The sequence below is a fragment of the Dactylosporangium thailandense genome, assembly GCF_059739745.1.
Genome location: NZ_AP029195.1, coordinates 3,301,104 through 3,326,876 on the forward strand (window position 1 = coordinate 3,301,104; position 25,773 = coordinate 3,326,876).

The window sequence follows — 25,773 nt, forward strand, 5'->3', positions numbered from 1 at the left end:
GTGGGTGTGGTCGGCGAAGTCCGGCTCGGTCCACAGCAGGTTGGGCCCGACGCCGGTGAAGAAGACGCCGAGGTGCAACTGGCGGGTCATGCGACCTCCGCTTCGCTCCGGTCGCACGACCTGGGAGCTGAGTTGATGATGACCGGCCCCTCCGCTTCGCTCCGGACCAGTCATGCGTGCCTCCGGGCGAGCGCGTGGCGGTTCTCGGGACGCGGCAGGCCGAGCGCCTCCCGCAGCGTGCCGGCGGTCGAGGGAGCGGGCACCCGCGGCAGGGCTCCGCCGGTATCCTGGAACAGCACCCCGTCGGCGACGCCCCGGAGCTGTTCGATGTCGTACGACACCGGCACCGACGCGAACACGAGCGGGCCGCCGCGTGCGGGCAGCCGGTCCGGTTCCGCGACGACGACGTCGAGCCGGTCGGTGATGCCGAGCGCGGCCGAGCCGATCACGACCACCTGGCCCTGCGGCGGGCGCGGGGTGATGAGCGGGCCGACGACGGAGAACCGCTCGCCCTCGAAGCGCACGTGGTGCACGCGCGCCGGGTCCAGGAACCGGCCCGTCGCCACGTCCCGGATGACCGCGTCGTCCTCCCAGGAGTCCCACAGCCCGCGGGCGACGTCGACGACGTCGCGGACCTCGCCCGGGTCGACCCCGGTGCGCCCGACGGTGGCCAGCGCGGCCGGGTCGCTCGTGGCCCCGACCACCCAGCCGGCCCGGCCCAGCGACGCGTGGTCGAGGCTGGCGAGCTGGGTCGCGAGGTGGAACGGCTCGGTGGTGCTGGTGTGCAGCGCCGGGGCGAGCCCGATCCGGGTGGTGCGCCGGGCCAGGAACGCGGCCCGCACCCCCGCCTCGACCCCGCCGCGCAGCGGGTCGTCGGGGAGGGTGACGAAGGCGTACCCGGCCGCCTCGGCCTCCAGCACCCGCCGTTGCAGGGACTCGAGGTCGGAAGCGTCAACCTCCGCCGCGAACAACAGGCTCATGCCGTCACCTCCGCAAGCTCCGGCGCCGGCATGAGGAAACTGTGTTCATGATGAGCGGCCCCTCCGCTTCGCTCCGGACCGCTCATGCCGTCGCCTCCGCAAGCTCCGGCGCCGGCATGAGGAAACTGCGTTCATGATGAGCGGCCCCTCCGCTTCGCTCCGGACCGCTCATGCGGTCCCACCCACGAGCGCGGGCACCCGCACGACCCGGAACGCGGTGCGGCGCCGCAGTTCGAAGCCGATGGACTCGTACAGCCTGATCGCGTTCGTGTTCGTCGCCGCCGCGTGCAGCAGGGGCCGCTCGCCCCGGGCGCGGATGCCGTGCGCGACCGCCCGCACGAGCCGGGTGGCGAGGCCCTGGCCCCGGAACGCGGGATCGGTGCACACGGCCGAGATCTCCGTCCACCCGTCCAGGTGCAGCCGCTCGCCGGCCAGCGCGATCAGCCGCCCCTCGCGCCGGATGCCGAGGTAGGTGCCGAGCTCGATGGTGCGCTGCCGGTAGGGGCCCGGCTTCGTCCGCGCGACCAGGTCCAGGATCTCGGGCACGTCGACCGCGCTGAGCACGACCGCCTCCGGGTCGGGGCGCGCCTCGACGGCGACGTCGAGCAGCTGCACGGCGCCCGCGTCCTCCACGACCTCCCACGAGGGCGGCGGGGCGGGCCCGTCCCCGGTGACCGGGATGACCGCGCCCGGCCCGGCGAGGGCGGCCACGTCCGGCCACACCTCCGGCCCGGCGTCGGGGTGGACGGTCAGGAACGGGGCCACGTCGGGGTGGTAGCGCACCGCGTCGCCGACGGACTCGGCGAAACGCGCGTGCGGCCCGTGCAGGGCGTACCAGGCGGGGTTGTCCAGAACGTGCTTGGTCATCGGGCGGCCTCTGGTTCGAGAGTGGGTACGGCGGCCAACAGGGTCTTGGTGTAGTCGTGCACCGGATGGTCGAAGACCGAGCCGACGGGGCCCTGCTCGACGACCCGCCCGTCGTGCATGACGAGCACCCGGTCGGCGAGGTGGTGCACGACCCCGAGGTCGTGGGAGATGAACAGCAGGGCGGTGCCGTCGGCGGCCTGCAGCTCGGCGAGCAGATCGAGGACCTGGGCCTGGATGGACACGTCGAGGGCGGAGACCGGCTCGTCGCAGACCAGCACGTCCGGCCGGGGCCCGACGGCGCGGGCGATCGCGACCCGCTGCCGCTGCCCGCCGGAGAGCTCGCGCGGGTGGCGGCGCAGGTGGGCGGGGCCGAGCCCGACGCGTTCGAGCAGCTCCACGACCCGGTCGCGGCGGGCCGGACCCCGCAGCCCCAGGGGCTCCGCGACGAGCTGTTCCACGGTGTACCGCGGATCGAACGACGACCGCGGATCCTGGGCGATCACCTGCACCCGCCGGCGCAGCGGCCGCCGCCGGCGCTCCGGTACCCCGCTCCACCGCGCGTCCCCGAGGTGCACGGTGCCCGCCTCCGGCTCCAGCAGCCCGAGCGCGATGCGCGCCAGGGTGGTCTTGCCCGAGCCGGACTCGCCGACGACGCCGAGGGTCTCGCCGCGGGCGAGGGTGAAGCCGACGTCGTCGACGACGTGCCGGTCCCCGTAATGGTGGTGCAGGCCCTCGGCCCGCAGCACGATCCGCTCCGCGTCGACCGCCCGCGGTGGCAGAGGCTCCCGCGCGGTGCTGCTGAGCCGCAGCCCCTTCGACGCGGCCGTGGGCACGGCGGCCAGCAGCAGCCGGGTGTACTCGTGCCGGGGCGCGTTGAGCACCTCCGCGGTCGGCCCCTGCTCGACGATCACCCCGTCGCGCATGACCAGCACCCGGTCGGCGATGCCGGCCACCACGGCCAGGTCGTGACTCACGAGCAGCAGCGCCGACCCGGCGGCCCGGCGCTCGGCCAGCAGCCGCAGCAGCTGCGCCTGCACGGTGACGTCGAGCGCGGTCGTCGGCTCGTCGGCGATGAGCAGCGGCGGGTCGGCGGCGATGGCGGAGGCGATGAGCGCGCGCTGGCGCAGGCCGCCGGAGAGCTGGTGCGGGTACTGCCGCGCCCGCTCGGCCGGATCGGGCACGTGCACCGCCTCCAGCAGCGCGGCGACCCGGGCCTCGCGCTCGCCCGGCGTGCCGATGCCGTGCGCGCGCAGCACCTCGCCGATCTCCCGGCCGACCGGGTTGAGCGGGTCGAGGGAGACGAGCGCGTCCTGCAGCACGAGCCCGGCGACGCGGCCCCGCAGCCGCCGCCACTGCCGGTCGGTGAACCCGGCGGTGTCGCGGCCGTCGAGCCGCAGCGCGTCGGCCCGCACGTCCGCGCCCGGCCCGGCCAGCCCGACGAGGGAGCGGGCGGTGACGCTCTTGCCCGAGCCGCTCTCGCCGACGATGGCCACGCACTCGCCGCGCTCGACGGTGAAGCTGATGCCCCGCACCGCGGGCACCGGCCCCGGGAACGTGACCCGGAGGTTGTCCACCTCGACCAGGGGTGCCATCAGTGCCGCCCCTCGAAGCGCCGCTGGAGCCGCCGGCCGAGGGCGGTCAGCGAGATGACGGTGACGGTCAGGGCGGCGCCCGGCAGGATCGCCGACCACCACGCGACGCGCAGGTAGTTGCGGCTCTCCGAGAGCATCGCGCCCCACTCCGGCGACGGCGGCTGCGGCCCCATGCCGAGGAACGACAGCGCCGAGGCGTTCACGATCGCGGTGCCGAGGCCGATGGTGGCCAGGATCGGCAGCGGGCCGAGCACGTTGGGCAGGATGTGCCGCCAGGCGAGCCGGGCGCGGGACAGGCCGAAGGTGACCGCCTGCTCGACGTAGCCGGAGCGGCGCACCAGCAGCGTCTGCGCCCGCACGATCCGGCCGTAGCGGGGCGCGAACGCCAGCGCGATGGCCAGCACCAGGCTGGGCGTGCCCGGCTCGGTGAAGGCGATGAACAGCAGCGCCAGCAGCACCTCGGGAAACGCCGAGAGCACGTCGAGGGCCCGGCTGAGCACCTCGTCGGCCCAGCGCGGCGCGAGCCCGGCCAGCAGGCCCGCGAGCCCGCCCGCGACCAGCGAGAGCAGGGTCGACGCGGCGCCGATGGCGAGGGAGTAGCGGGCGCCGTAGACCGTGCGGGTGAAGACGTCCCGGCCGAGCTGGTCGGTGCCGAACCAGTGCTCGGCGCTCGGCGGCTGCAGCGCGGCGAGCGGGTCCGCGGCCAGCGGGTCGGCGCCGGAGAGCAGCCGGGGCGCGAGCGCGGCGAGCACGATGACGGCCAGCGCGAGCGCCGGGGCCCACCACCAGCGCGCCAGGCGCGGCGCGGCGGCGGGGACGGGCAGGGCGATGGACATGGTCAGCCTTTCCGCAGCCGGGGGTCGACGGCGAGGTACGTCAGGTCCGCGAGGGTGCTCAGCCCGACGTAGATGGCGGCCGAGAGCATCACGACCGCGAGGACCACCGGGATGTCCTTGGTGCCGACCGCGTCGGTGGCGACCTGGCCGAGCCCGGGCCGGCCGAAGACCCGCTCCACCACGACGGCCGCGCTGAGCAGGAAGCCGATCAGCGTGCCGGCCAGGGTGACGGCGGGCAGCAGGGCGTGGCGCAGCGCGTGCCGCCACAGCAGCGCCCGCCGGGTCAGGCCCCGGGCCCGGGCGGTCACCGCGAACGGCTCGTCCAGCGCCCGCTCCAGGCCCTCGCGCAGCACCTGGCTGAGCAGCCCGCCGATGGGCAGGGCGAGCGACAGCGCGGGCAGCACGAGCGCGGAGACGTCCCGGTCGCCGGAGACCGGGAACCAGCCGAGCCGGAACGAGAACACGCTCAGCAGCAGGATGCCGATGAGGAACCCGGGCGCGGAGACGACCGAGAGCTCCAGGGCGGACACCAGCCCGCGGACCCAGCGGGACCGGCCGGTGCTCACCAGCGCGACCACGACCGCGATGACCGCGCTGAACGCGCACGCGACCAGCGTCAGCTTCACCGTCGGCCAGACCTGGCTGCCGATGATGTCGAGGACCGGGCGCTGCAGCACGTAGGAGCGGCCGAAGTCGCCGTGCAGCAGCCGCCACAGGTAGGTGACGTACTGCACCGCGGCCGGGCGGTCCAGGCCGAGGTCGGCCGCGATCTGCGCGCGGATCTGCGGGGTGTCGGGCCCGTCGCCGACGAGGGTGTCGACGGTGTCGCCCGGGGCCAGGTGCAGCGCCAGGTAGGCGGCGGTGGCGGCGGCCCAGAGGACCACCACCCCGCTGCCGAGGCGCCGCAGGACGGGACGCCACATGGGTTGCCTACTTTCCGATCCACACGTTGTACGCGCTCGCCGGCACGCCCGCGGTGGGCTCGAAGCCGACGCCCCCGACGGTCTTCTGCGCCGCGATCTGGTCGGCCGGGGCGTAGAGCGGCAGCAGGGTGGCGTTGTCCGTGAGGGTCTTCTGGATGCCGGTGTAGATCTCCTTGCGTTTGGCCGTGTCGCTCGTCGCCGAGCCGGCCGCGACCTGCGCGTCCAGCTCCGGGCTGGTGAAGCCGTGCCGGTTGATCGGCGCGCCCTTCGGCACGATCAGGGTGAGCGCGGCGCCGGCGTCGGTGTCGGCCCGGGAGTTGTCGAAGACCTCGAACTCGCCCTTGTTCAGCGCGTCCGTGGCGGTGCCCTGGTCGACGACCTTCACCTGCAGGTCGATGCCGGCGGACTGCTTGACCGCGGCCTGCACGGCCTGGGCCAGGATGTCGCGCTTGTCCCGCACGAACGGCGCCGAGAGCACGATGCGCACGGTGAGCCGCTTGCCGTCCTTGGTGCGGAAGCCGTCGGCGTCCTTCGCCGCCCAGCCGGCCTGGTCGAGCAGGCGGTTGGCCTCGGCCGGGTCGTTGCCGTAGGTCTTCTCCAGCGACGGGTCGTAGAACGGGCCCGACGGGCTCAGGACGCTCCACGCCCGGGTCGCGGTGCCGCGGTACACGCCCTGCAGCACCCCGTCGACGTCGACCGCGTCGCGGAACGCCTTGCGCACGTTGATGTCGTCGAAGGGCGCCTTGGCCTGGTTGAAGTAGTAGTTGTACGCCGTGCCGCTGTTGAGGTGCTGGGCGAACTGGAGGCTCGGGTCGGCCTTGACCAGCCCCTGCTCGGTGGCGGGGACGCCCTCGATCACGTCGACCTGCCCGGACGTCAGGGCGCCGACGCGCACCGAGGACTCCTTGAGGAAGCGGTACGTCACCTCGTCGAGGTAGGCGGGACCCTGATGGCCGGCATTGGCCGGAGCCCACTTGTAGGCGGGGTTCTTCTTGTAGTGCACCTCCTGGCCCTTGCTGTAGCGGTCGAGGATGAACGGGCCGGTGCCGACCACGTCCGGGCCGCCCGCCTTGAGGTCCGGGCTCTTGAGCGACTTCGGCGAGATCTGCGCGCCCTGCGGGGAGGCGAAGAAGTCGAGGATGAGCACGTCGGGCTGCTTGAGGTCGACCTCGATGGTGGAGGCGTCGACGATCTTCGCGCCCGCGTAGTGCTTCAGCTGCGTCGAGGTGACGCCCGGGGCGTAGCCGGGCACGAGGAGCTGGTCGAGGTTCGCCTTGACCGCGGCGGCGTCGAACTTCTCGCCGTCGTGGAAGGTCACGTCGTCGCGGAGCTTGAAGGTGTACGCCTTGCCGTCGGCCGACACCTCGTAGGACTTGGCCAGCCAGGGCACGTAGCCGCCATGCTCGTCGTGCGTGAGCAGCGCCTCGAAGCTGTTCCAGACCAGCAGGCGGGCCTTGGCCTGGGCGTAGAGGTGCGGGTTGAACGTGACCGGCTCGGTCTCCACGGCCCAGGTGAGGCTGCCGCCGGTGACCGGGGCGCCGGCGCCGGCCCCGGGCTCGCCGGACGCGGTGCCACCGCAGCCGGCGGCCAGGAGGGCGACCGCGGCAAGCATCGATAGGGATTTACGCATGGGGATGCCTCGATTTCAGACGGCGAAGACCCGGCGCGCCAAGGCGTTCGGCTCGGGTGGTGTCGGCCAGTGCAGCAGCGACCCTGCGTGACTGTCAACGTTCGATGGGGGTCGGTGAGGGGCATGTCACGCGGGTCTCGCCATAATCCTACTCTACATGTAGGATTAGTCGGCTATTGCTTCCGGCTCCACGGAGGTCCCCATGTCCAGCCTGCCCCGCTCCAGCCGTCTGGCCAGCCCGGTCGACACCGTGGCCCACGGCGAGTACCGCATACCCCAGCGCCCCGACGACCCCCGCCCGCTGTACCGGTTCACCGGCCACGTGGTCGACGACCCCCAGCCCGGCCGGTACCACATCTACGCGGGCTGGTTCTGCCCGTGGTCACAGCGCGTCACCATCGCCCGGGCGCTGGCCGGGCTCGAGGACGCCGTGACCGTGTCCTACGTGGACAACCAGCGCGACGGGCGCGGCTGGGCGTTCCGCGAGCGCTACGGCCCCGACCCGGTCAACGGCTTCACCCTGCTGCGCCACGCGTACGAGGCCACCGAGGAGGGCTTCGACGGGCACGTGAGCGTGCCGACGCTCTGGGACCGCCACCTCGCCCGGGTGGTCAGCAACGACTTCGCGGGCATCGGCATCGACCTGGCCACCCGCTTCGGCCGGCTCGCGAACCCGGTGGCCGAGACCTACCCGGAGGCGCTGCGCGAGGAGATCGAGAGCCTCGACCTGTCCATCGGCTCGCCCGCGAGGCTCGCCGCGCTCGACGAGCGGCTGGCCGGGCGCGAGTACCTGGTCGGCGGCGTGCTCACCGAGGCCGACATCCGCCTGTGGGTGCACCTGGCCCGGCTCGGCCCGAGCCTCGCCGACCACCCGAACCTGCTGCGCTACGCCCGCGCCCTGTACGCGATCCCGGCGTTCCGCGACACCACCGACTTCACCACCTTCGCCCACCCCGACTGGACCCTCGCATGAGCGATCACCTGCACCTCGCCGTCGCGCTGGACGGGGCCGGCTGGCACCCGGCGGCCTGGCGCGACCCGTCCGCCGAGACCGGGGACCTGTTCACGCCGGAGTACTGGCTGCGCCTGGTCCGCCTCGCCGAGCGGGGCACCCTGGACTTCGTCACCATCGAGGACTCCCTGGGCCTCCCCGGCCCCGGCACGGTCCGCGGCCGCCTCGACGCGCTGCTCGTCGCCGCCCGGGTCGCCCCGCTGACCAGCCACATCGGCCTGGTCCCGACGGTCACCACCACCCACACCGAGCCGTTCCACGTCTCCACCCAGCTGGCCACCCTCGACTACCTCAGCACCGGCCGGGCCGGCTGGCGGGCCCAGGTCTCGGCCCGCCCCGGTGAGGCCGAGCACTTCGGCCGGCGCGCGATCCCGGCGATCGACCCGGCCACCGCCGACCTCGACTCCCCGCCCGTGCGGGCCCTCGTCGCCGAGCTCTTCGCCGAGGCGGCCGACCACGTCGAGGTCGTGCGCCGGCTCTGGGACAGCTGGGAGGACGACGCCGTCATCCGCGACGCCGCCACCGGCCGGTTCATCGACCGGGACAAGCTGCACTACATCGACTTCGCGGGCGGGCACTTCAGCGTGAAGGGCCCCTCGATCACGCCCCGGCCGCCGCAGGGCCAGCCGGTCGTCACCGCGCTCGCGCACGCGAGGGTGCCGTACGAGTTCGCCGCCGCCGCGGCCGACGTCGTCTACGTCACCCCGGCGAGCGCGGAGCACGCCCGGGCCATCGCCGGCGAGGTCCGCTCGCTCACCGACCGGCCCCTGCTCGTCTTCGCCGACCTCAACGTGTTCCTCGACCCCGAGCGCAAGGCCCGGCTCGACGCGCTCGCCGGCGCCCCCTACGCCAGCGACGCCCACACCTACGCCGGCGACGCGGCCGGCCTCGCCGACCTGCTCCTCGAATGGCGCTCGGCCGGCCTCGACGGCTTCCGGCTGCGCCCCGGCGTCCTGCCCGCCGACCTCGACGCGATCGTCACCGGCCTCGTGCCGCTGCTGCGCGAGCGCGGGGCACTGCGCACCGAGTACACGTCCACCACGCTGCGCGGCCACCTCGGGCTACCCGCGGCCGCCAACCGCTACGCGCCCCAGGAGGTCTCGGCGTGACCAAGCAGGTGATCCTCGCCGCGCACTTCCCCGGCGTCAACAACACCACGGTGTGGAGCGACCCCGAGGCCGGCAGCCAGATCGCGTTCGAGTCGTTCCGCCGCCTCGCGCAGACCGCCGAGCGCGGCAAGTTCGACTTCTTCTTCCTCGCCGAGGGCCTGCGCCTGCGCGAGCAGCGGGGCCGCATCCACGACCTCGACGTCGTCGGGCGGCCCGACAACGTCACCGTGCTGGGCGGGCTGGCCGCGGTCACCACCCACCTCGGGCTGACCGCGACCGTCAACTCCACCTTCAACGAGCCCTACGAGCTGGCCCGCAAGCTCGCCTCGCTCGACCACCTCTCCGGCGGGCGGGCCGGCTGGAACGTCGTCACCTCCTGGGACGCCTTCACCGGCGAGAACTTCCGCCGCGGCGGCTACCTCGAGCGCGACGACCGCTACAGCCGCGCCGCCGAGGTCCTGCAGACCGTGAAGGAGTTGCTGGACACCTGGGCCGCGGACGAGATCGTCGCCGACCGCGCCGCCGGCACCTGGTCCCGCCACGCCGACCCGGGCGCGTTCGCGCACACCGGCCGGCACGTGGACATCCACGGGCACTTCAACGTGCCGCGCAGCCCGCAGGGGCGCCCGCTCATCATCCAGGCCGGCGACTCCGACGCCGGGCGCGAGTTCGCGGCCCGCGACGCCGACGCCATCTTCTCCCGGCACGGCACCCTCGAGGAGGGCAAGGCCTTCTACGCCGACGTGAAGGGCCGCATGGCCAGGCACGGCCGGCGCCCCGACCAGCTGAAGATCCTGCCCGCCAGCACCTTCGTGCTCGGCTCGTCCGAGGCCGACGCGCAGGAGCGGGCCCGCCACGTGCGCCGGCAGCAGGTCAGCCCGCAGACGGCGATCCTGCTGCTGGAGCAGCTGTGGAACAAGGACCTCAGCGACCACGACCCCGAGGGGCCGCTGCCGTCGTTCGACCCGGTGCCGGAGCAGGACTCGATCATCAAGGGCCGGGCCCGGATCTTCGACGACCCGCTGGTGACCGCGGCGAAGTGGCGCGCCATCGCCGAGGAGAAGGGGCTCGGGATCCGCGATCTCGTCATCGAGCTCACGGGACGACAGACCTTCATCGGTACCGCCGCCAAGATCGCGGAGACGATCGACGACTTCGTGCAGCAGGACGCCGCGGACGGCTTCATCCTCGTCCCGCACATCGTGCCCGGCGGCCTCGACGAGTTCGTCGACACCGTCGTGCCCCTGCTGCAGGAGCGCGGCGTCTTCCGCCGCGACTACACCACCACGACCCTTGGCGAGCACCTCGGGCTGACCGCATGAAATTCCTGGCCATCACCCTCATCGTCCACGACCGCGGGAAGTCCCCGCGCGAACGGCTGCGCGAGGTCGTCGACAACGCGGTCTTCGCCGAGGAGCTGGGCTTCGACGGCTTCGGCGTCGGCGAGCGCCACGAGCGGCCGTTCATCTCCTCCTCGCCGCCGGTCGTGCTCAGCCACATCGCGGCCCGCACCCGCACCATCCGGCTGTTCACCGCCGTCACCACGCTGAGCCTGCTCGACCCGGTCCGGGCCTACGAGGACTACGCGACGCTGGACAACCTCTCCGGCGGGCGGCTCGAGCTCATCGTCGGCAAGGGCAACGGCGCGGCCCAGGCCGAGCTGTTCCACGTGACCGCCGACGACCAGTGGGACCGCAACCGCGAGGGCTACGAGCTGTTCACGAAGCTGTGGCGGGAGGAGAAGGTCACCTGGTCCGGCCGGTTCCGCCCGTCGCTGACCGACGCCGAGGTGCTGCCCCGCCCGCTGCAGCAGCCGATCCGCATCTGGCACGGCAGCGCCACGAGCAAGGCGTCGGTGGAGCTGGCCGCGCAGCACGGCGACCCGCTGTTCTCGGCCAACGTCACCAACCCGGTCGAGCCGTACGAGGAGCTCGTCAACCACTACCGGGAGCGGCTGGCCTTCCACGGCCACGACCCCGCGACCGCGCTCGTCGGCGCCGGGTCGGCCGGGTTCTACGTGCACGAGCGCTCGCAGGAGGCGATCGACGCCTACCGCCCGATCTTCGAGGCGCGGCTGGAGACGTTCAAGCGCTACGGCGTCCCGCCGGTGTTCACGAGCATCGAGGACGCCGTCGAGCGCAGCTCCATCCTCGTGGGCAGCCCGCAGCAGATCATCGACAAGGTCCACCGATACCACGCCCGCCTCGGCCACGAGGTGATGCACGTGCAGGCCGACGCCGACGGCCTCACCGAGCGGCAGCACCGCGCCTCGCTGGAGCTGTTCCAGTCCGAGGTCGCCCCGGTGCTGCGCCGCGAGATCCCCAGCCGCCCGTTCCCCGCCCTGGAGGTGAGCGCATGAGCGTCCCCCTGTCCATCCTGGACCTCGCCCCGATCAGCTCCGGCTCCGACGCCGGAGCCGCGCTGCGCACGACGATCGACGTGGCCCGGCGCGCCGACGCGCTGGGCTACCACCGGTACTGGGTCGCCGAGCACCACTTCGCCGCCGGCGTGGCCAGCGCCGCCCCCGCCGTGCTCATCGGCCTGATCGCCGCCGCGACCGACCGCATCCGGGTCGGCTCCGGCGCGGTCCAGGTCGGCTACTCCACCGCCGTGTCGATCGTGGAGCAGTTCGGCCTCGTCGACGCGATCCACCCGGGCCGGCTGGACCTGGGCCTGGGGCGCTCGGGCGGCAAGCCGGGCGCGGTCACCCCGGCCGCCGACCGCGTCGTGGACGGCCTGCTGATCCCGGCGCCGTTCGACTTCGCGACGCTGGCCGGGTCGCCGAGGTTCGCGCTGTACGGGGGCCTGCTGCGCCAGCCGGGGGCCACCCCGCCGCCGTTCGCCGCGACCGTTGCGGACATCCAGCACCTGATCGCGGGCACCTTCGAGCGCGACGGGCTCGACGTGCACGCGACGCCCGGCGAGGGGGCCAAGGCCGAGCTGTGGATCCTGGGCTCCAGCGGCGGCGAGAGCGCCCGGGTGGCGGGGGAGCGGGGCCTGCCCTTCGCGGCCAACTACCACGTGGCGCCGTCGAACGTGCTCGAGGCGGTGGAGGCCTACCGGGCCGCGTTCCGGCCGTCGGCGGTGCTCGACCGGCCCTACGTGCTCGTCTCCGCCGACGTCCTCGTGGCCGAGTCCGAGGCGCTCGCCCGGCACCTCGGCTCGCCGTACCGCCACTGGGTCCGCAGCATCCGCACGGGCACCGGCGCGATCCCCTTCCCGACCCCGGCCGAGGCCGCCGCGCTGCCGTGGAGCGACGAGGACCAGGCTCTCGTGCGGGACCGGCTGGACACCCGGTTCGTCGGGGACGCGGGCCAGGTCACCGAGCGGCTGGAGACCCTGCGGCGGGTCACCGGCGCGGACGAGCTGCTCGTCACGACCATCACGCACGACCCCGCGGACCGGGTGCGCTCGTTCGAGCTGCTGGCGGACGCCTGGATCTAGGGCCTGTTTCACAACTGAGGCGGGGCTGCGGCGGGCCCAGATTCCGCCTGCGCGCACCCCGCGAAGGCCGGGTTACAACACCGGTAGCCAGGCCTCCGCGGGGCACACGCAGCGCCTTGGCTGGGCCGGCCTGGCGCAGCGCGCCGGGCCAGCCTTGGCGTCGCGAAATCTGGACTCCGCCTCGCTCCCACCCCAGTTGTGAAACAGGCCCTAGAGCCAGCCCTCCCGCACGGCCAGCAGGCCGGCCTCGAAGCGGCTGCGGGCGCCGAGGCGCTCCATGAGGTCGGCCATCATCCGGCGGCAGGTGCGCTCGGACAGCCCGAGCCGCTTGGCCGCCGACTCGTCCGTGTGGCCCTGCCCGAGCAGGTGCAGCAGCTCACGCTCCTGCGCCGTGACGCCCTGCCGGTCGCGGGTCTTGGCGGCGCCCAGCGGTACGGCCGTCGACCACACCTGCTCGAAGAGCGCCACGAGCGCGGCCACCACGCCGCGCCCGGTCAGCACGAGCACCCCGGCCGAGGTCTCGCCCGGGTCCATCGGCACGATCGCCGTGGCGCGGTCGGCGATGAGCATCCGCGGCGGCAGCACCGGCGCGGTGCGCACCTCGGCGCCGGCGTCGGTGAGGCTCTGCGCGTAGGCGAGGGTCGGCCGGTCGTTGCGGGCGGTGTCCTGCATGGCCGTGCGCAGGCTCACGCCCCGGGCCACGAGCGCCGCGTTGTTGCGCAGCCCCGCCTCGATCGAGGCCGCCGACTGCACGCCGGGCGTGATGCTCAGCGCCTCGACCCGGGCCGTGTCGGCGAGCTCCTCGAGCCGCCGCAGGATCTGGTCCATGCCGAGCACGCGCTCGGCCTCCTCGGCCACCGTGGCCGGGCGCGCGGAGTATTCGGCGACCATCGCCGCCACCGCGGCCTGCCCCTCGGCGATGCGTTGCTTGCGATGCTCCAGCTCGGCCTGCTGGCGGGCCAGCAGCATCTGCAGCCCGACCGCCGGGCTGACCGGCCGCAGTCCCCCGTCGCGCTCCACCGACTGGCGCAGCAGTGCCAGCTCGAAGAGCTCGTCCAGGGCGGACCGGACTTCGCCGGGCTCGGCGCCGAGCCGCTCGGCGAGCTCGGCCACGCCCCATGACGGGTGGTCGAGCATGAGGCGGTAAACGCCCTCCGAAGTGGCGTTCAGTCCCAAATATTCAAGCACGTTGATCCCCCGTGTAGCAGCGCCCGGCGATGCGGGCGCGAAGAGATCTTCCCAGCGCCGAGCGGTCCATAGCAAGAGGTCGATATCGGCGAAACGGGGCAGCAAAGCCTCGAATCCGGGCAATACCGCGACCGGAAGCGGCCTCTCTGGACGGTTCCGGCCAGGCCGGAACCGTCCAGCCGCAAAGCCTTTCCGGCGGTCCCGGCGTCCGGCAATGTATTGCTCACCGGCGGGACGAAAAGCCACCGGGAAACGGACCGAAATCACACCACAGCTTTCGAACAGGGGCGAAGCCATGTCGTTTTCCAGCCGTCGCAAGAACATTGTCGCGCTCATCCTGCTGGCCACCGCGGCATTCCTCGCACTCGGTCCGGCGCACTCCACCGGCGCCGAGACGCGCGCCGACGGCCCGGGCGACGCGGTGGTGTTCACGACCGACGGCTGGACCTGGGGGTAGCCGGTGCGGCCGGTGATCCCGCACCTGTCGCCCGCCAGCGCCGCGGCGCACCGGTACATCGGGCTGCAGGACGCCGCCGGCGCGCTGCGGGCGCGGACCGGGCCCACCGAGGCCTCTTCTACCGCACCGATTCCAAGGAAACGGCCCACGGCCGCGCCGCTCGATTCGCGCGCCGGGCCATTGCCGAAACACCCATCTTCGCCGGCTGGCGAGTGGACGAGGAATTGTCACCGGGAGTTTCTCATGAATCGATCGGACACCACGGCGCGGATCGTCATGGCCGCATCCGCCCGAACCAGGCGCAGGCCGGTTGCGCCCACGGCGAGGACCGGATCCGGCCACCGGCAGCGCCAGGACCAACGGCCGCCGGCCCCCTCGCACCGGCGTCACCCCGCCGGGCCGGCGGCGGCCGTCCGCGGAGCCGGACCGGCGCCGCCCGCGCGCCGGGCGAAGCGAACAGGGGCTTGGCGATGCACCTCGTGATCCTGCACCTGTCGCCCACCGCAGGCGCGGCGTACCAGAGCATCGACCCCGCCGACGCCCGGCACGCACTGCAGGCCCGGGCCGAGCCCACCGAGGCACTGGAACACCTCAGCGCCCGCCGGGCCGCGCGCGGACTGGACGTGGGCCTGTTCTACCGCACCGAGACCGAGGAGTCGGCCCGCGACCGCGCCGAGCGGCTCGCGCGGCGGGCCGTCGCCGACACGCCCATCTTCGCCGGCTGGCGAATCGACGACATCACACGGGGAGCACTCCGATGAACAGCGCACGCGCCCTGGCCGGCGTCATGCTGGCCGCCACCGCGACCCTGGCCCTCGCCGGCTGCGGCACATCGTCGCCCGCACCGGCCGCGCGGCCCGCGGCCGCCACCCCCACGTCCCCCGCCGCGGCGAGGCCGACCGCCAACCCGAGCAGCGATCCGACCAGCAATCCGACCGTCAACCCGACCGGCAATCCGACGGCCAACCCGACCGGCAATCCGGCCGCCAACCCGGCCACCGGTTCGACCGTCATCCCGGCCCGGCCGGTCGGCGGCGCGCCGAAGGCTGGCGCGGTCGACCCGGCCGTGTGCCCGGTCACCGCCGACACGCTCTTCACCGCTCTGCACGCCAACGCCGACATGCACGAACGCGCCGGCAGCCCGGCGGCGCTGGAGAAGCCGGCCTGCGCCCAGGGCTTCGCCACCGCGCACACGAGGCCGGACGGCCGCATGCAGCCCTCGACCGTCGTCTTCGCCTACCTGTCCGCCACCCACCGGTGGGTGGCCCTGAACCTCGGCACCGCCGACTACTGCACCGGATTCGTGCCGGACGCGGTCGCCGAGCAGCTCGGCACCTGCTGATCCACCCGCACCGTTTCCGCCCCATCCCTCGATCCCCGAAAGGCGCCCACGCCATGAAGACCCTCGCTCGCCGCCTGCTGGGCAGCGCCCTCGCCGCGACCGTCGCCCTCACCGGTCTCGCCGCCCTCCAGACGCCCGCCCACGCCGCGTTCACCTCCTCGGTCGGCGGCTCGATCACCCGCTCGGAAGTCATCGAACGCGCGCAGTACTGGGTGGACCATCAGCCCGGAACCTACAGCCAGACCGGGTTCTCGCCCGATCCAACCGGCTCGCGCAGCTACCGCCGAGACTGCTCCGGCTTCGTGGACATGTCCTGGCACACGTCGACCGACAACTGGACCGGCAACCTGTCCGACATCTCCGCCCAGATCAACCGGTCGGACCTGCGCCCCGGCGACATCCTCAACTCGGCCCAGGACCACGTGATCCTGTTCGACCAGTGGGAGCCGGACCACGTCTACTTCTCGTACTACTCCTTCGGCTCCACTCCGGTGAAGCACAAGACCCACGTCTCGATCAACGCCGCGACCTTCGACTCGCACCCGAACGGCGACTACGTGGCCCGGCGGTACAACAAGATCGTCGAGGACGGCAGCGGCGGCAGCGGCACCGGCACGGGCGGCCTGCACGAGGTCTACGCCGACACCGACGGCTGGAACGACGGCTCGACCGGCTCCAACGTCCAGGCGATGACCTCCGCGCTCGTCCCCGGCGACGCGCATCCGCAGACGATGGCCCTCGAGGGCGGCGTGCTGCACCAGATCTACGGTGACGCGTCCGGCTGGCACGACGCCTCGACCGGGATCACGCTCTCGGCCGGCGCCTCGATCTCCGCGGCCTACATGACCGGCGCCTGGGTGCACACCATGGCGGTCGACAACGGCACGCTCTACATGATCTACGGCGACGCGAGCGGCTGGCACAAGGCGAGCACCGGCATCTCCCTGCCCAACGGCTCCAGCATCTCCGCGGTGAACATGGGCGGGCAGTGGCCGCAGGTCATGGCCGTGGACAGCGGCACGCTCTACCAGATCTACGGCGACGCGAGCGGCTGGCACAAGGGCAGCACCGGCAAGTCGGCGACCAAGGTGTCCGCGGTGAACATGGGTGGCCAGTGGCCGACCAGCATGACGGTCTCCGGCGGCGTGCTGCACGAGGTCTACGCGGACGGCACCGGCTGGCACGACGCCAACACCGGCGTCGCGGTGTCGAGCACGGCCTCGATCTCGGCGGTGTACCTCAGCGGCACGTGGCCGCAGACGATGGCGGCCGACAGCGGCACGCTGTACCAGATCTACGGCGACGCGAGCGGCTGGCACAAGGGCAGCACCGGCGTGCACGCCACCACGGTGAGCGCGGTCAACAACGGCGGCCAGTGGCCCGTGTCGATGATCATGGTCTGACCCGGAACCCGGAAGGGGCGGCTCCGCTACGGCGGGGCCGCCCCTTTCCGGCCGTACCGGCCGGCGGCATCGGGCGTGAGAACCTCCAGCACTAGAAGGCCCGCGTCACCATCGCCACGAGCGCGTCGACGTCGGCGTCCACCATCGGCTCGCCGGTCATGCCCATCCGGTGCAGCAGGGTGCCGACGACCACGTCGATGAAGAACAGGACCCGCTGCTCGGGCTCGCCGAGGGCCTCCTGCAACGCGATCCGGTACGGGTCCTGCAGCCGCGTGCGCAGGATGCCGCGCAGCTGCGGGTCGCTGACGGCGTCGGTGAACACGCCCGCGAAGGCCGCCCCGACGCCGGGCTCGCCGATCTTCCCGGCGATCCAGCGGATCGCCGTGGCGAGCATCGCCGGGGGATCGTCGCCGTCGAGGGGCGCCGGGCCGAACGCGTCCACCAGCGCGGCCGTGATCAGGGCGCCCTTCGCCGGCCAGCGCCGGTAGATCGTCGTCTTCGCCACGCCCGCCGCGGCCGCGATGCGCTCCACGGTCGCGCGCTCGTAGCCGAGCTCGTGGACCGTGCGCAGGGCGGCCGCGAACACCGCGTCGTCGACGCCGGAGCGGGGCCGGCCGTCTCGCCCCTGCTCGCCGAGGACCTGTCCGGGCTCGCCCCGGCGCTCGTCGTCGTGCCGGCCGACGACCCCCTCGCCGACCAGGGCCGCGCGTACGCGGACCGGCTCCGCGCGGCCGGCACGCCCGTCACGCTGGCCGAGCACCCGGGCGCCGTCCACGCGTTCCTGAGCATGCCGGGCGTGCAGCGACGGGCCAAGGCGGCGCGGACCGAGATCGCCGCGTTCCTCCGGGAGCACCTGGCCTAGACTCCCGCGGTGACCATCACCCCCACCCCGTTCGATGCCGCCGTGGCGCTGCTGCAGGACGGCCGCCTGGTCGAGGCCGAGGCCGTCATGGTGCGCGAACTCGACGCCGTCGCCGCCCGCCACGGCGCCGGCAGCCCGCAGTGGGCCTCGGCCCAGTGCGACCTCGGCAACGTGCTGCTCAACGCCGACCAGCTCGGCCGGGCCGTCGACTGCTTCCGCGCGGCGGTGTCGGTGTCGCCGCGGGACTTCCCCGGCCTGCACAAGGACCACCTGACGTACCGCAGCAACCTCGGCCTGGCCCTGCGCCTCGCCGGCCGGCTGGACGAGGCCGAGGCGGAGCTGCGCGCCGGGCTCGCCGCCCGCGAGGCGTTCTACGGCCGCGAGCACCCCGGCTACGCGTTCGGCCTCGAGCCCGTGGCCGAGCTGCTGCTGAGCCGGGGCGCCCTCGCCGCGGCGCACGAGGCCGCCGAGGAGATGGTCGCGAACCTGTGGCGCAACGGGCACGAGCGGGTCGCGGTCGCGCTGGCGCTGCGGGCCGAGATCGTGCGCGCCGCGGACCCGCGGGCGGAGGCGTTCGCCGACGCCGACCGGCTGCCCGGGCCCGTGCTCGAACAGCTGGCGCTGGCCGTGCAGCGGCGGATCGAGGCCGGGGACCCGCGGCTGTACGCCGGCATCGTCCGCGACCTGGTGCGGCTGCTGGAGGCGCGGCTCGGCCCGGACCACCGCGCCACGCTCAACGCCCTGTCGAGCCTGGCCAACCTCGGCCGCGACGCCGGTGACCAGGCCGGGCGGGTCGAGGCGATCCGGCGGGTGCTCGCCGCCTACGACCGGCAGGGCAACGCCGAGGCCGCGCTCATGGCCGCGATGGGCCTGGCCCTCGCGCACGGCGAGGCCGGCGAGACGGAGGCGGGCCTGCGCGCGTACTCGGCCGCCCACGACCGGGCCGTGCGCATCGGCCGGCCCGAGCCGGTCAGCCAGGTGCTGCGCAACTGGGGCCTGGCCCTGCAGGAGGCCGAGCGGTTCACCGAGGCCGAGCCGTGCCTGCGCGACGCCGTGCGGATCGCGCAGACCGGCGCCGACCCGGAGCTGCTGGGCCGCGGCCGGATCGCGCTGGGACTGTTCCTGCAGCACCGCAACCGCCTCGGCGAGGCCCGCACCGTCATCGAGGAGGGCCTGGCCGTGCTCGACCCGGTGCACCCGGACGCGATGGTCGGGCGCAGCCACCTCGGCGCGGTGCTGGAGGGCCGCACGTGCGGCTGCGGCGACATGCCCGGCACCCTCGCCGAGGCGTTCCGCGCGTTCGTGCTGAGCAAGCTGCCACCGGACCTGCTCGAGGACCTGCGCGTGCGGATCGAGGACGGCGACTTCAAGATCGAGGTGCACCTGCGCCGCGAGCCGTCACCGGCCGAGCTGGAGCGCCTCAACGGGGTCGGCCAGTCCGCCCATGCCGAGTTCCGCCGGCGCCTCGCGGCGCAGCATTGACGTCAGACTAGCTCGGTGCGCAGCTCGTGTGCGCCGTCCTCGCGGGTCATCTCGTAGTACACGCGGTGGCGGCCGTCCGGCAGGGTGACCAGGCTCAGGTAGCGCAGCCCGCCGGGCGCGTGCGGCGAGGTCAGGGGCTCGGCGTCCGTCGCGGTCAGGGCGTCGAAGGTGCCCGTGGCGACGCCGGTGCGCTCCTCCCAGTTCTCCTCGGCGCTCGCGCGGCCGTCGTAGGTGGCGAGCACGCCGGTCGCCGTGGGCACGATCGCGGAGACCCGGACCCCGCGGGCGTCCCAGGCGCCGGGGCGGCCGGCCAGGGCCACGCCCTGCCACTGCCACTGCAGGCCGTCGCGGCTGGTCGCGTACCAGGTCGACATGCGGTCCGCGTGCTCGTCGGACTCCAGGGGGTGGCAGGACGCCCACAGGTGCCACTGGACGCCGTCGAAGTACACCACCGGGTCCTTGACGCCGATCGTGTGGTCGCCGGGCAGGACCGTGCGCGCCGGGGCGTCGCCGAGCCCGTCCGGCGAGTCGGCCTCCAGGACGTCGACGCGCCAGTGCTTGGTGCCGGGCGTCGCCACGCTCACGTACAGCCGCCACCGGCCGTCGGGGGTGCGCACGAGGGCCGGGCGCTCGAGGGAGGCGCCGCCGAAGCGGTCCTTGTGCACCTCGGCGACGGGCGTGAACGTCACCCCGTCGGCCGAGCGGGCCACGACGTTCGCGTAGCCGCGGCCCTCGCCGACGGGGCGGCGCAGCCGGTACGCGAGGTAGATCTCCTCGCCCTCGCGCCAGGCGCTCGGCGCGCCCGCCCAGGTGCCGGTGCCGCCGTCGGGCGGGGCGACCGCCACGGCGGAGTCGTGCAGGCGGGGCAGCGGCGGCACGGACACGGTACGTCCCCTCACGGCTGGTAGCGGCTGGCGTGTTCGAGGCTGAGCCAGTCGGCGTACGACTCCCCGCTCACGTCCTCCAGCTTGCGGATCTCATCGGCGAAACGAGGCAGCAGGGCCGCGCGTTGCGCGGCGGTCACCCGCGGCCGCGACCCGTGCCGGCGGTGCAGCAGGCCGAGCAGCGGTGTGCGGAAGACCTTGCGCACCGGCAGGGGAAAATGGTGCCCGATCCGCCCGCCGGTGCGCAACGCGAGGCGGATGACGGCGTTGGCCCGCGTGTCGTCGACGAACGCGCGCACGTTCTCCGGCGGGGCCTCGGCGAGCAGGCCGGTCTCGACGCCGAGGAACGCGCACACGCGGTCGAGGGTCTCGGCCGGGCGGTCGCGCAGGTCGCGGTACCGCAGCAGCAGCACCCGCTCCCGCTCCACGTGGGCCAGCAGGTGCTCGAGCTGGCTGCCGTAGCGCCCGAGCCCCGTGTAGTGCCAGAACTGCGCCCAGCCGGCGGCGACGCGCCGCGGCTCGAGCTCCACCGCGCGCAGGAAGTCGGCCTCGGACTCCAGGCCGGCGCCGAACAGGTGCGCCCAGTTGGAGTGGGCGCGGTCGACCGGATCGCGCAGCACCAGGATGATCCGCACGCCCGGCAGCAGCTCGGCGATGCGGGCGTGCGAGTCCAGGTCGTGCAGGTAGAACGGGGTCGCCTCGCCGCGCAGGGCACCGGGCGGGGCCGGGTCGAACAGGGCCTCGTAGTCGGCCCGCCGCCACACGTGCTCCTGGTAGGTCTGCACGTCGCCGGGGCCGCCGCGGCGCGGGGGCGGGCCGTCGCTCAGGAAGAACTTGGGCTCCTTCACGGCGGACAGGTGCAGCCGCGGGTGCGGGGCGAGCGCGGCGTGCAGCGCCGAGGTACCGGCCTTGGGCACCCCGGCGATGAGGAAGTCGGGGAGGCTCATGCGACCCCGCTCGGGATGTCGCCGCGCAGCGTGATGCGGTGCATGACCCGGTGCGCGGTGCCGTAGTCGCGGTTGGCGTAGTGCGCGGTGCTGCGGTTGTCCCACATCGCCACGTCGCCGACCCGCCAGCGGTGCCGCACGATGTGCTCGGGCTTGGTGAGGTGCGCGTAGAGCAGGTCGAGGATGCCGCGGCTCTCCGCCTCCGACACGCCGGCGATGTGCGAGGTGAAGCCCGGGTTCACGAAGAGCCCGCGGCGGCCCGTCTCCGGGTGGACCCGCACCACCGGGTGCTCGACCGGGTCGAGGCGGGTCACCACCTCGCCGTCCCACTCGCTGCCCCGGCCGCCGCGGCGCTGGGCCAGGTAATAGCCGAACTCCCGGTTGCCGTCGTGCACCGCGGTCAGCTCGTCGGCGAGGCGGCGCACCGGCGCCGACAGGGACTCGTAGGCGAGCTGGCTGTCGGCCCAGCTGGTGTCGCCGCCGGTCGGCGGGAGCGTGACCGCGCGCAGGATCGAGCCCAGCGGCGGGCGGCGCATGAACGTCACGTCGGTGTGCCACACGTCGGCGAACCCGCCGTCGGAACTGTCCAGCGCGTAGATCTCCGGGTGGGCCTCGTCCACGCCGCCGACGACCGGGTGCGACGCGGTCAGCTCGCCGAGCCGGCGGCCGAGGCGCACCTGCCCGTCGTCGTCGAGCTGCTGGTCGCGGAAGAACAGCACCTTGTGCTCGACGAGCGCCGCCCGGATGTCCACAATGGACTCGTCGGTCGCGCGGTCCAGGTCGACGCCGAACACCTCGGCCCCGAAGGCCGGGCCGAGCGGATCGAGTTTCATACGGTACTCCTCTGCTGTTCCGGGGCCCGGACGGCGTGCCCGAGCTCGGCGCGGTAGGCGGCGTACTGGGGCAACCGCCGCAGCTCCTCCGGGTCGACGCCGCTGCGCGGCAGGTCGATCGGCTGGTCCAGCGCGACGCGGCCGGGCCGGTCGCCGAGCACCACGACCCGGCTGCCGAGGAACACGGCCTCGTCCACGCTGTGGGTGACGAACACGCACGTGCGGCCGCTCGCCTCGCTCACGCGCCGGAGGTCCTCCTGCAGCCGCTCACGGGTCAGGGCGTCGAGGGCGGCGAACGGCTCGTCGAGCAGCAGCAGCGGATTCGGTACGGCCAACGCCCGCGCGATCGCCACGCGCTGCTGCTGGCCGCCCGAGACCTCCCAGGTCCGGCGCCCGGCCACGTCGTGCAGCCCGACGCGTTCGAGCAGCTCCGCGACCCGCCCGGCCCGCTCCTCGCGCGGGACCCCGGCGTAGCGCAGCGCCAGGGCCACGTTGCCGCCGACGGTCTTCCACGGCAGCAGCCGCGGGGCCTGGAACACCAGCCCCGCGCCGCGCCCCGGCACCGGCTCGGCGCCGGCGACCCGGACCCGGCCGGCGCTCGGGCGCTCGAAGCCGGCGATCAGCCGCAGCAGGGTGCTCTTGCCGCAGCCCGAGGCCCCGACGAGGACGAGGAACGCGCCCGCGGCGACGGTGAGGCTCAGCGGGCCGAGCGCGGTCACCGGCCCGTAGCGGTGCTCGACGTCCTCGACGAGGACGGCCGGCTCAGGCGGCGAGGACACCGGGCAGGCCCTTGGTGTAGATGGCCTTCTCGATGACCGCCGCGTCGGGCACCGCGTCGATCTTGTTCTGGGCCTTGAGGAACTGGGCCGCGGCGAGCAGGTTCCGGGCGAGGTCCCCGACCTTGCCGTCGGTGCCGAGCCACTCCGGCGACGACAGGTCGGCCGGCTTGAGGAACACGCCCTGGCTCAGCTGGTGCGCGGCGTCGGCGGCCGTGATGTTGAGCTCCTTGGCGACCGCCGCGGCGGCCGCGTCCGGCTGCCCGGCGATGATGCCGAGCGCCTTCGCCTCGGCCTTGCGCCAGGCGTCGACCGCGTCCGGGTGCGCGGTCGCGAACGCGGTGGACACGACGCCGAGGTCGAGCGTCGGCTTGCCCGCGGTGGCCAGCTCGCGGCTGGAGACGAGCACCTTGCCGGTCTTCTTGATCTCGTCCAGCGACGGCAGCCAGGTGTAGGCGGCGTCGAGGTCGCCGCGGGTCCACGCGGCCTGGATGTCCTGCGGCTCCAGGTCCACGATGGTCAGCTCGGACTCCTTGACGCCGGCCCGGTCCAGCGCGGCGAGCAGGCTGTAGTGCGCGGTGGAGGCGAACGGCGTGGCGACCTTGTGCCCGCGCAGGTCGGCCACGGTGGCGATGTTCGTGCCGTTGCGGGCCACGAGGGCCTCGTTGTCGCCGGCCACGTCGAGGACGAAGGCGACCTGGTACGGGATGTTCAGCGGGGCCGACAGCCCGCGCGCGACCGGGCTGGAGCCGATGGCCGCGATGTCGACGCTGCCGGCGACGAACGCGGTGTTGATGCTGGCGCCGGAGTCGAACTTGGTCCACGTGATCTTGTAGTCGGGCAGGGCCTTTTCGAGCAGGCCCTGGTTCTTCACGATCAGGTCGCCGCTGGGGAAGGCCTGGTACGCGATCCGGATGGTCTTCTCGCTCTTGTCCGGGCTTCCGCCGGCGGCACCGTTGCCGCACGCGGCGAGGAGTGCGGTGGTGACGGCGAGGATCGCGAGACGCTTGATTCGCAAGGGGTTTCCTTCGGTCAGCTTCTGCCGCGCCAAGGAATGAGGCGCTGTTCGATGAGCCGGAGCACGCCGTCGATGGCGAGCCCGGAGAGTCCGATAGCGAAGAGGCCGAGCACCACGACGTCGGTCTGCGAGTAGCGCTGGGCGTCGCGGACCATGCCGCCGATGCCCGGGACGCCGTTGATGGTCTCGGCCGCCACGACGGAGGAGTACGCGATGCCGACGGCGAGCCGGATGCCGGTGAAGATCTCCGGCAGGGCGCTGGGCAGCACCACGTCGCGCACGGCCGCCCACCGGCCGGCGCCGAGCGCGCGGACCGCCTCGACGAGCGCGGTGGGGGCCGAGCCGACGGCCGAGGCGGTGGCCACGGCCACGGGCGGGAGCGCGGCGATGGACAGCAGCCACAGCTTCGGCGTCTCGTCGATGCCGAACCAGATGATGAAGAGGCTGAAGTACGCCAGCGGCGGCAGCGCCCGCACGAACGTGACAACGGGCTCGGTGACGACCCGGACCCAGGCGACGGTGCCCATCACGACCCCCGCGAGCAGGCCGCCCGCGACGCCGATCGCGGAGCCGATGAGGATGCGGCGCAGGCTCACGCCCAGGTGCTCGGCGAGCGTGTGGCCGCTGTAGCCGTCGGTCGAGGTCTGGACGAGCCGGTGCCACACGGCGGCCGGGGCGGGGATGAACGCCGGGTTGTGCATGACGGTGGCGGTGATCTGCCACAGCACGCCCAGCGTCACGATCGAGACGAGCCGCAGGCCCCAGGCCCGCTGGGCCGGCGGCGCGGTCCGGACGGCGGTGCTCATCCGAGATCGAAGACGGCGGTCGCGCCGAGCACGAGCAGCAGCGAGGTGACGGCGACGACGGCGAGCGAGAGCGCGCCCACGATGAACGGCCGCCAGCCGCTGCGCGCGAACGCACGGAAGTCGGTGTTGAGCCCGACGCCGGCGAACGTCAGCAGGAACGCCCACTTCGAGACGTTGCCGAGGCTGGTGATGTCCGCCTTGGTGAACACGCCCCAGGTGGCCAGGGCCGAGACGGCGATGAAGCCGAGCACGAACTTGGGGAACTTCTCCCACAGGAACCTCGCCCGGCTGCCCTTCTCGATGGTGGCGGCCTGGCCGCGGGAGGCCCAGTACAGCGCGAACCCGAGCACCACGAAGCCGATGAGCGCGTTGCGGGTGCTCTTCACGAGCACGGCGACGTTCTGGGCCTCGGCGCCGTAGATGGCGCCGGTGGCCGTGGTCTCCGCGGTGTTGTCGACGGCCAGGCCCGCCCAGAGCCCGAACTCGTGCTGGCTCAACCCGAGGCCGTGGCCGATCGCCGGGAACGAGAACAGGGCGACGGCGCCGAGCGCGAGGATCGCGGCGATCGAGTAGCCGGACTCCTCGTCGTCGGCCTCGATGGCGCCCTTGCCGGCGATGATCGCGGACACGCCGCAGATGGCGGTACCGATGGCCAGCAGCGAACCCAGCTTGCCCTTGAGCCCGAAGAGCCTGCTCAGCAGCAGCACGGTGGTGACCGCGATGGTGCCGTCGATGAGGATGAGCCCCAGGCTGACCCCGCCGACCTTGGCGAGGTCGCCGAGGATGAACCGGGCCCCGAGCAGCACGATGCCGATCTTGAGCCAGAACTCGTACGTGCCCACGCCGGGCCGGAAGATCGGGTGCAGCCCGACGGTGTTGGCGACGACGAGCCCGATGACGATGGCCCACAGCACGTACTCGACGTCGGGCAGGTGCGTGTGCGTGCTCGCGGCGACGACCTTGAGCTCGGCCTGGGCCCACTTGCCGGCCAGGCCGATCGCGATGAGCAGCAGCACGCCCGGCACATAGCGCAGGACCGGGATGGCGGTGAAGCGTTCGGCCCGGCTCGGCGGGTCGGCGGTCACGGCGGTCATGGCGGCGTCCTACTTGATGAGGGGGACGGTGACGCTGTCCCACGGAATGTCGGGCAGCAGGCGGGCGGCGGCGAGCGCGGCGACGGCCGCGGCGACAGCGACGGCGATCCAGTCGAGCGGGACGCGGCGCCGCGTCCCGGTCTCCGGGTTCTCGGACATGGGGGCTCCCGGGGTTCTGGGCACGGGGAATCGCCCGGCGGCGGCCGGGTCGCGGGTGCTTCGGCTTGCTGGGGCGCGGCGGTCAGACGGCTCGGGCCGGACACAGGCACGCGCAGGTCCGGCAGCAGT

General features: G+C 73.7%; 27 protein-coding genes. 11 read left to right on the forward strand and 16 right to left on the reverse strand.

The window, feature by feature from the left end; genetic code table 11:
- Window positions 1-170: 170 nt before the first annotated feature.
- The 6 genes from AC6JBM_RS14860 to AC6JBM_RS14885 all read right to left on the reverse strand — a co-directional run bounded on the left by AC6JBM_RS14860 (window position 171) and on the right by AC6JBM_RS14885 (window position 6,828).
- Complete coding sequence (locus AC6JBM_RS14860) at window positions 171-980, reverse strand: LLM class flavin-dependent oxidoreductase (RefSeq protein WP_497984200.1); 810 nt, start codon at window positions 978-980, stop codon at window positions 171-173.
- A 168-nt stretch (window positions 981-1,148) separates the two neighbouring features.
- Window positions 1,149-1,847, reverse strand: a complete 699-nt coding sequence (locus AC6JBM_RS14865) for a GNAT family N-acetyltransferase (protein ID WP_497984201.1) — start codon at window positions 1,845-1,847, stop codon at window positions 1,149-1,151.
- A complete protein-coding gene (locus tag AC6JBM_RS14870; RefSeq protein WP_497984202.1) occupies window positions 1,844-3,439 on the reverse strand; it encodes a dipeptide ABC transporter ATP-binding protein in 1,596 nt (531 codons plus the stop codon). Before AC6JBM_RS14870 ends, AC6JBM_RS14865 begins: the two co-directional genes overlap by 4 nt.
- Window positions 3,439-4,275: an ABC transporter permease gene (locus tag AC6JBM_RS14875; protein ID WP_350625236.1), complete on the reverse strand. Its 837-nt coding sequence runs from the start codon at window positions 4,273-4,275 to the stop codon at window positions 3,439-3,441. The genes AC6JBM_RS14870 and AC6JBM_RS14875 overlap by 1 nt, the downstream gene beginning before the upstream one ends.
- A gap of 2 nt (window positions 4,276-4,277) precedes the next feature.
- Entirely contained in the window at window positions 4,278-5,198 is a 921-nt protein-coding gene (locus AC6JBM_RS14880) for an ABC transporter permease (RefSeq protein WP_350625234.1), read from the reverse strand.
- Window positions 5,199-5,205: 7 nt separating this feature from the next.
- Window positions 5,206-6,828, reverse strand: coding sequence for an ABC transporter substrate-binding protein (locus AC6JBM_RS14885; RefSeq protein WP_497984203.1), 1,623 nt, complete (start codon window positions 6,826-6,828; stop codon window positions 5,206-5,208).
- Window positions 6,829-7,030: 202 nt separating this feature from the next.
- Here AC6JBM_RS14885 and AC6JBM_RS14890 point away from each other — a divergent pair, with 202 nt between their 5' ends.
- The 5 genes from AC6JBM_RS14890 to AC6JBM_RS14910 are packed head-to-tail and all read left to right on the forward strand — an operon-like array spanning window position 7,031 to window position 12,393.
- Window positions 7,031-7,801, forward strand: coding sequence for a glutathione S-transferase C-terminal domain-containing protein (locus tag AC6JBM_RS14890; protein WP_497984204.1), 771 nt, complete (start codon window positions 7,031-7,033; stop codon window positions 7,799-7,801).
- The gene (locus AC6JBM_RS14895) at window positions 7,798-8,949 is read left to right on the forward strand and encodes an LLM class flavin-dependent oxidoreductase (protein WP_497984205.1); all 1,152 of its coding nucleotides are present in this window, start codon (window positions 7,798-7,800) and stop codon (window positions 8,947-8,949) included. Before AC6JBM_RS14890 ends, AC6JBM_RS14895 begins: the two co-directional genes overlap by 4 nt.
- Window positions 8,946-10,271: an NtaA/DmoA family FMN-dependent monooxygenase gene (locus AC6JBM_RS14900; RefSeq protein WP_497984206.1), complete on the forward strand. Its 1,326-nt coding sequence runs from the start codon at window positions 8,946-8,948 to the stop codon at window positions 10,269-10,271. The genes AC6JBM_RS14895 and AC6JBM_RS14900 overlap by 4 nt, the downstream gene beginning before the upstream one ends.
- Complete coding sequence (locus AC6JBM_RS14905; protein ID WP_497984207.1) at window positions 10,268-11,308, forward strand: LLM class flavin-dependent oxidoreductase; 1,041 nt, start codon at window positions 10,268-10,270, stop codon at window positions 11,306-11,308. The genes AC6JBM_RS14900 and AC6JBM_RS14905 overlap by 4 nt, the downstream gene beginning before the upstream one ends.
- Entirely contained in the window at window positions 11,305-12,393 is a 1,089-nt protein-coding gene (locus AC6JBM_RS14910; protein ID WP_497984208.1) for an LLM class flavin-dependent oxidoreductase, read from the forward strand. The genes AC6JBM_RS14905 and AC6JBM_RS14910 overlap by 4 nt, the downstream gene beginning before the upstream one ends.
- A 210-nt stretch (window positions 12,394-12,603) precedes the next feature.
- Here AC6JBM_RS14910 and AC6JBM_RS14915 read toward each other — a convergent pair whose 3' ends face one another.
- Window positions 12,604-13,581 carry a helix-turn-helix transcriptional regulator gene (locus tag AC6JBM_RS14915; RefSeq protein ID WP_497984209.1) on the reverse strand — a complete coding sequence of 326 codons (978 nt, stop codon included), beginning with the start codon at window positions 13,579-13,581 and terminating at the stop codon, window positions 12,604-12,606.
- 295 nt (window positions 13,582-13,876) lie between these two features.
- Here AC6JBM_RS14915 and AC6JBM_RS14920 point away from each other — a divergent pair, with 295 nt between their 5' ends.
- From AC6JBM_RS14920 to AC6JBM_RS14935, 4 genes are all read left to right on the forward strand, one after another.
- Complete coding sequence (locus AC6JBM_RS14920; RefSeq protein WP_497984210.1) at window positions 13,877-14,038, forward strand: hypothetical protein; 162 nt, start codon at window positions 13,877-13,879, stop codon at window positions 14,036-14,038.
- Between the two features lie 470 nt (window positions 14,039-14,508).
- The gene (locus tag AC6JBM_RS14925; protein WP_497984211.1) at window positions 14,509-14,799 is read left to right on the forward strand and encodes a hypothetical protein; all 291 of its coding nucleotides are present in this window, start codon (window positions 14,509-14,511) and stop codon (window positions 14,797-14,799) included.
- Window positions 14,796-15,380 carry a hypothetical protein gene (locus tag AC6JBM_RS14930; RefSeq protein ID WP_497984212.1) on the forward strand — a complete coding sequence of 195 codons (585 nt, stop codon included), beginning with the start codon at window positions 14,796-14,798 and terminating at the stop codon, window positions 15,378-15,380. The genes AC6JBM_RS14925 and AC6JBM_RS14930 overlap by 4 nt, the downstream gene beginning before the upstream one ends.
- A gap of 53 nt (window positions 15,381-15,433) precedes the next feature.
- Window positions 15,434-16,783, forward strand: coding sequence for a hypothetical protein (locus tag AC6JBM_RS14935; RefSeq protein ID WP_497984213.1), 1,350 nt, complete (start codon window positions 15,434-15,436; stop codon window positions 16,781-16,783).
- Window positions 16,784-16,874: 91 nt separating this feature from the next.
- Here AC6JBM_RS14935 and AC6JBM_RS14940 read toward each other — a convergent pair whose 3' ends face one another.
- The gene (locus AC6JBM_RS14940) at window positions 16,875-17,369 is read right to left on the reverse strand and encodes a TetR/AcrR family transcriptional regulator (protein WP_497984214.1); all 495 of its coding nucleotides are present in this window, start codon (window positions 17,367-17,369) and stop codon (window positions 16,875-16,877) included.
- Here AC6JBM_RS14940 and AC6JBM_RS14945 point away from each other — a divergent pair.
- Together AC6JBM_RS14945 and AC6JBM_RS14950 are read left to right on the forward strand one after the other, a co-directional pair.
- The gene (locus AC6JBM_RS14945) at window positions 17,340-17,645 is read left to right on the forward strand and encodes an alpha/beta hydrolase (RefSeq protein ID WP_497984215.1); all 306 of its coding nucleotides are present in this window, start codon (window positions 17,340-17,342) and stop codon (window positions 17,643-17,645) included. The two genes, AC6JBM_RS14940 and AC6JBM_RS14945, sit on opposite strands and share 30 nt — an antisense overlap.
- 9 nt (window positions 17,646-17,654) lie before the next feature.
- Window positions 17,655-19,127 (forward strand): tetratricopeptide repeat protein, encoded by a 1,473-nt coding sequence (locus AC6JBM_RS14950; RefSeq protein WP_497984216.1) that lies wholly within the window; start codon window positions 17,655-17,657, stop codon window positions 19,125-19,127.
- 2 nt (window positions 19,128-19,129) lie between these two features.
- Here the strand turns inward: AC6JBM_RS14950 and AC6JBM_RS14955 are convergent, their stop codons facing one another.
- From AC6JBM_RS14955 to AC6JBM_RS14990, 8 genes are read right to left on the reverse strand one after another with little or no spacing between them, the layout of a single operon-like run.
- Window positions 19,130-20,011 carry a glycoside hydrolase family protein gene (locus tag AC6JBM_RS14955; protein WP_497984217.1) on the reverse strand — a complete coding sequence of 294 codons (882 nt, stop codon included), beginning with the start codon at window positions 20,009-20,011 and terminating at the stop codon, window positions 19,130-19,132.
- Between the two features lie 11 nt (window positions 20,012-20,022).
- Window positions 20,023-20,958: a sulfotransferase family protein gene (locus tag AC6JBM_RS14960; protein WP_497984218.1), complete on the reverse strand. Its 936-nt coding sequence runs from the start codon at window positions 20,956-20,958 to the stop codon at window positions 20,023-20,025.
- Window positions 20,955-21,791, reverse strand: a complete 837-nt coding sequence (locus AC6JBM_RS14965) for a TauD/TfdA dioxygenase family protein (protein ID WP_497984219.1) — start codon at window positions 21,789-21,791, stop codon at window positions 20,955-20,957. The genes AC6JBM_RS14960 and AC6JBM_RS14965 overlap by 4 nt, the downstream gene beginning before the upstream one ends.
- Window positions 21,788-22,570 (reverse strand): ABC transporter ATP-binding protein, encoded by a 783-nt coding sequence (locus AC6JBM_RS14970; RefSeq protein ID WP_497984220.1) that lies wholly within the window; start codon window positions 22,568-22,570, stop codon window positions 21,788-21,790. Before AC6JBM_RS14970 ends, AC6JBM_RS14965 begins: the two co-directional genes overlap by 4 nt.
- Complete coding sequence (locus AC6JBM_RS14975; protein WP_497984221.1) at window positions 22,554-23,585, reverse strand: taurine ABC transporter substrate-binding protein; 1,032 nt, start codon at window positions 23,583-23,585, stop codon at window positions 22,554-22,556. Before AC6JBM_RS14975 ends, AC6JBM_RS14970 begins: the two co-directional genes overlap by 17 nt.
- Window positions 23,586-23,599: 14 nt before the next feature.
- Entirely contained in the window at window positions 23,600-24,391 is a 792-nt protein-coding gene (locus tag AC6JBM_RS14980; protein ID WP_350625194.1) for an ABC transporter permease, read from the reverse strand.
- A complete protein-coding gene (locus tag AC6JBM_RS14985) occupies window positions 24,388-25,485 on the reverse strand; it encodes a YeiH family protein (RefSeq protein WP_497984222.1) in 1,098 nt (365 codons plus the stop codon). Before AC6JBM_RS14985 ends, AC6JBM_RS14980 begins: the two co-directional genes overlap by 4 nt.
- A gap of 9 nt (window positions 25,486-25,494) precedes the next feature.
- Complete coding sequence (locus tag AC6JBM_RS14990) at window positions 25,495-25,644, reverse strand: hypothetical protein (RefSeq protein ID WP_497984223.1); 150 nt, start codon at window positions 25,642-25,644, stop codon at window positions 25,495-25,497.
- Window positions 25,645-25,773 lie beyond the last annotated feature (129 nt).

What these genes read in the sequence shown, in the direction of transcription:
- AC6JBM_RS14860 (WP_497984200.1), bottom strand. Translation starts at nt 980, where the DNA reads ATGAGCCTGTTGTTCGCGGCGGAGGTTGACGCTTCCGACCTCGAGTCC.
- AC6JBM_RS14865 (WP_497984201.1), bottom strand. Translation starts at nt 1,847, where the DNA reads ATGACCAAGCACGTTCTGGACAACCCCGCCTGGTACGCCCTGCACGGG.
- AC6JBM_RS14870 (WP_497984202.1), bottom strand. Translation starts at nt 3,439, where the DNA reads ATGGCACCCCTGGTCGAGGTGGACAACCTCCGGGTCACGTTCCCGGGG.
- AC6JBM_RS14875 (WP_350625236.1), bottom strand. Translation starts at nt 4,275, where the DNA reads ATGTCCATCGCCCTGCCCGTCCCCGCCGCCGCGCCGCGCCTGGCGCGC.
- AC6JBM_RS14880 (WP_350625234.1), bottom strand. Translation starts at nt 5,198, where the DNA reads ATGTGGCGTCCCGTCCTGCGGCGCCTCGGCAGCGGGGTGGTGGTCCTC.
- AC6JBM_RS14885 (WP_497984203.1), bottom strand. Translation starts at nt 6,828, where the DNA reads ATGCGTAAATCCCTATCGATGCTTGCCGCGGTCGCCCTCCTGGCCGCC.
- AC6JBM_RS14890 (WP_497984204.1), top strand. Translation starts at nt 7,031, where the DNA reads ATGTCCAGCCTGCCCCGCTCCAGCCGTCTGGCCAGCCCGGTCGACACC.
- AC6JBM_RS14895 (WP_497984205.1), top strand. Translation starts at nt 7,798, where the DNA reads ATGAGCGATCACCTGCACCTCGCCGTCGCGCTGGACGGGGCCGGCTGG.
- AC6JBM_RS14905 (WP_497984207.1), top strand. Translation starts at nt 10,268, where the DNA reads ATGAAATTCCTGGCCATCACCCTCATCGTCCACGACCGCGGGAAGTCC.
- AC6JBM_RS14910 (WP_497984208.1), top strand. Translation starts at nt 11,305, where the DNA reads ATGAGCGTCCCCCTGTCCATCCTGGACCTCGCCCCGATCAGCTCCGGC.
- AC6JBM_RS14920 (WP_497984210.1), top strand. Translation starts at nt 13,877, where the DNA reads ATGTCGTTTTCCAGCCGTCGCAAGAACATTGTCGCGCTCATCCTGCTG.
- AC6JBM_RS14925 (WP_497984211.1), top strand. Translation starts at nt 14,509, where the DNA reads ATGCACCTCGTGATCCTGCACCTGTCGCCCACCGCAGGCGCGGCGTAC.
- AC6JBM_RS14930 (WP_497984212.1), top strand. Translation starts at nt 14,796, where the DNA reads ATGAACAGCGCACGCGCCCTGGCCGGCGTCATGCTGGCCGCCACCGCG.
- AC6JBM_RS14935 (WP_497984213.1), top strand. Translation starts at nt 15,434, where the DNA reads ATGAAGACCCTCGCTCGCCGCCTGCTGGGCAGCGCCCTCGCCGCGACC.
- AC6JBM_RS14960 (WP_497984218.1), bottom strand. Translation starts at nt 20,958, where the DNA reads ATGAGCCTCCCCGACTTCCTCATCGCCGGGGTGCCCAAGGCCGGTACC.
- AC6JBM_RS14965 (WP_497984219.1), bottom strand. Translation starts at nt 21,791, where the DNA reads ATGAAACTCGATCCGCTCGGCCCGGCCTTCGGGGCCGAGGTGTTCGGC.
- AC6JBM_RS14980 (WP_350625194.1), bottom strand. Translation starts at nt 24,391, where the DNA reads ATGAGCACCGCCGTCCGGACCGCGCCGCCGGCCCAGCGGGCCTGGGGC.
- AC6JBM_RS14985 (WP_497984222.1), bottom strand. Translation starts at nt 25,485, where the DNA reads ATGACCGCCGTGACCGCCGACCCGCCGAGCCGGGCCGAACGCTTCACC.
- AC6JBM_RS14990 (WP_497984223.1), bottom strand. Translation starts at nt 25,644, where the DNA reads ATGTCCGAGAACCCGGAGACCGGGACGCGGCGCCGCGTCCCGCTCGAC.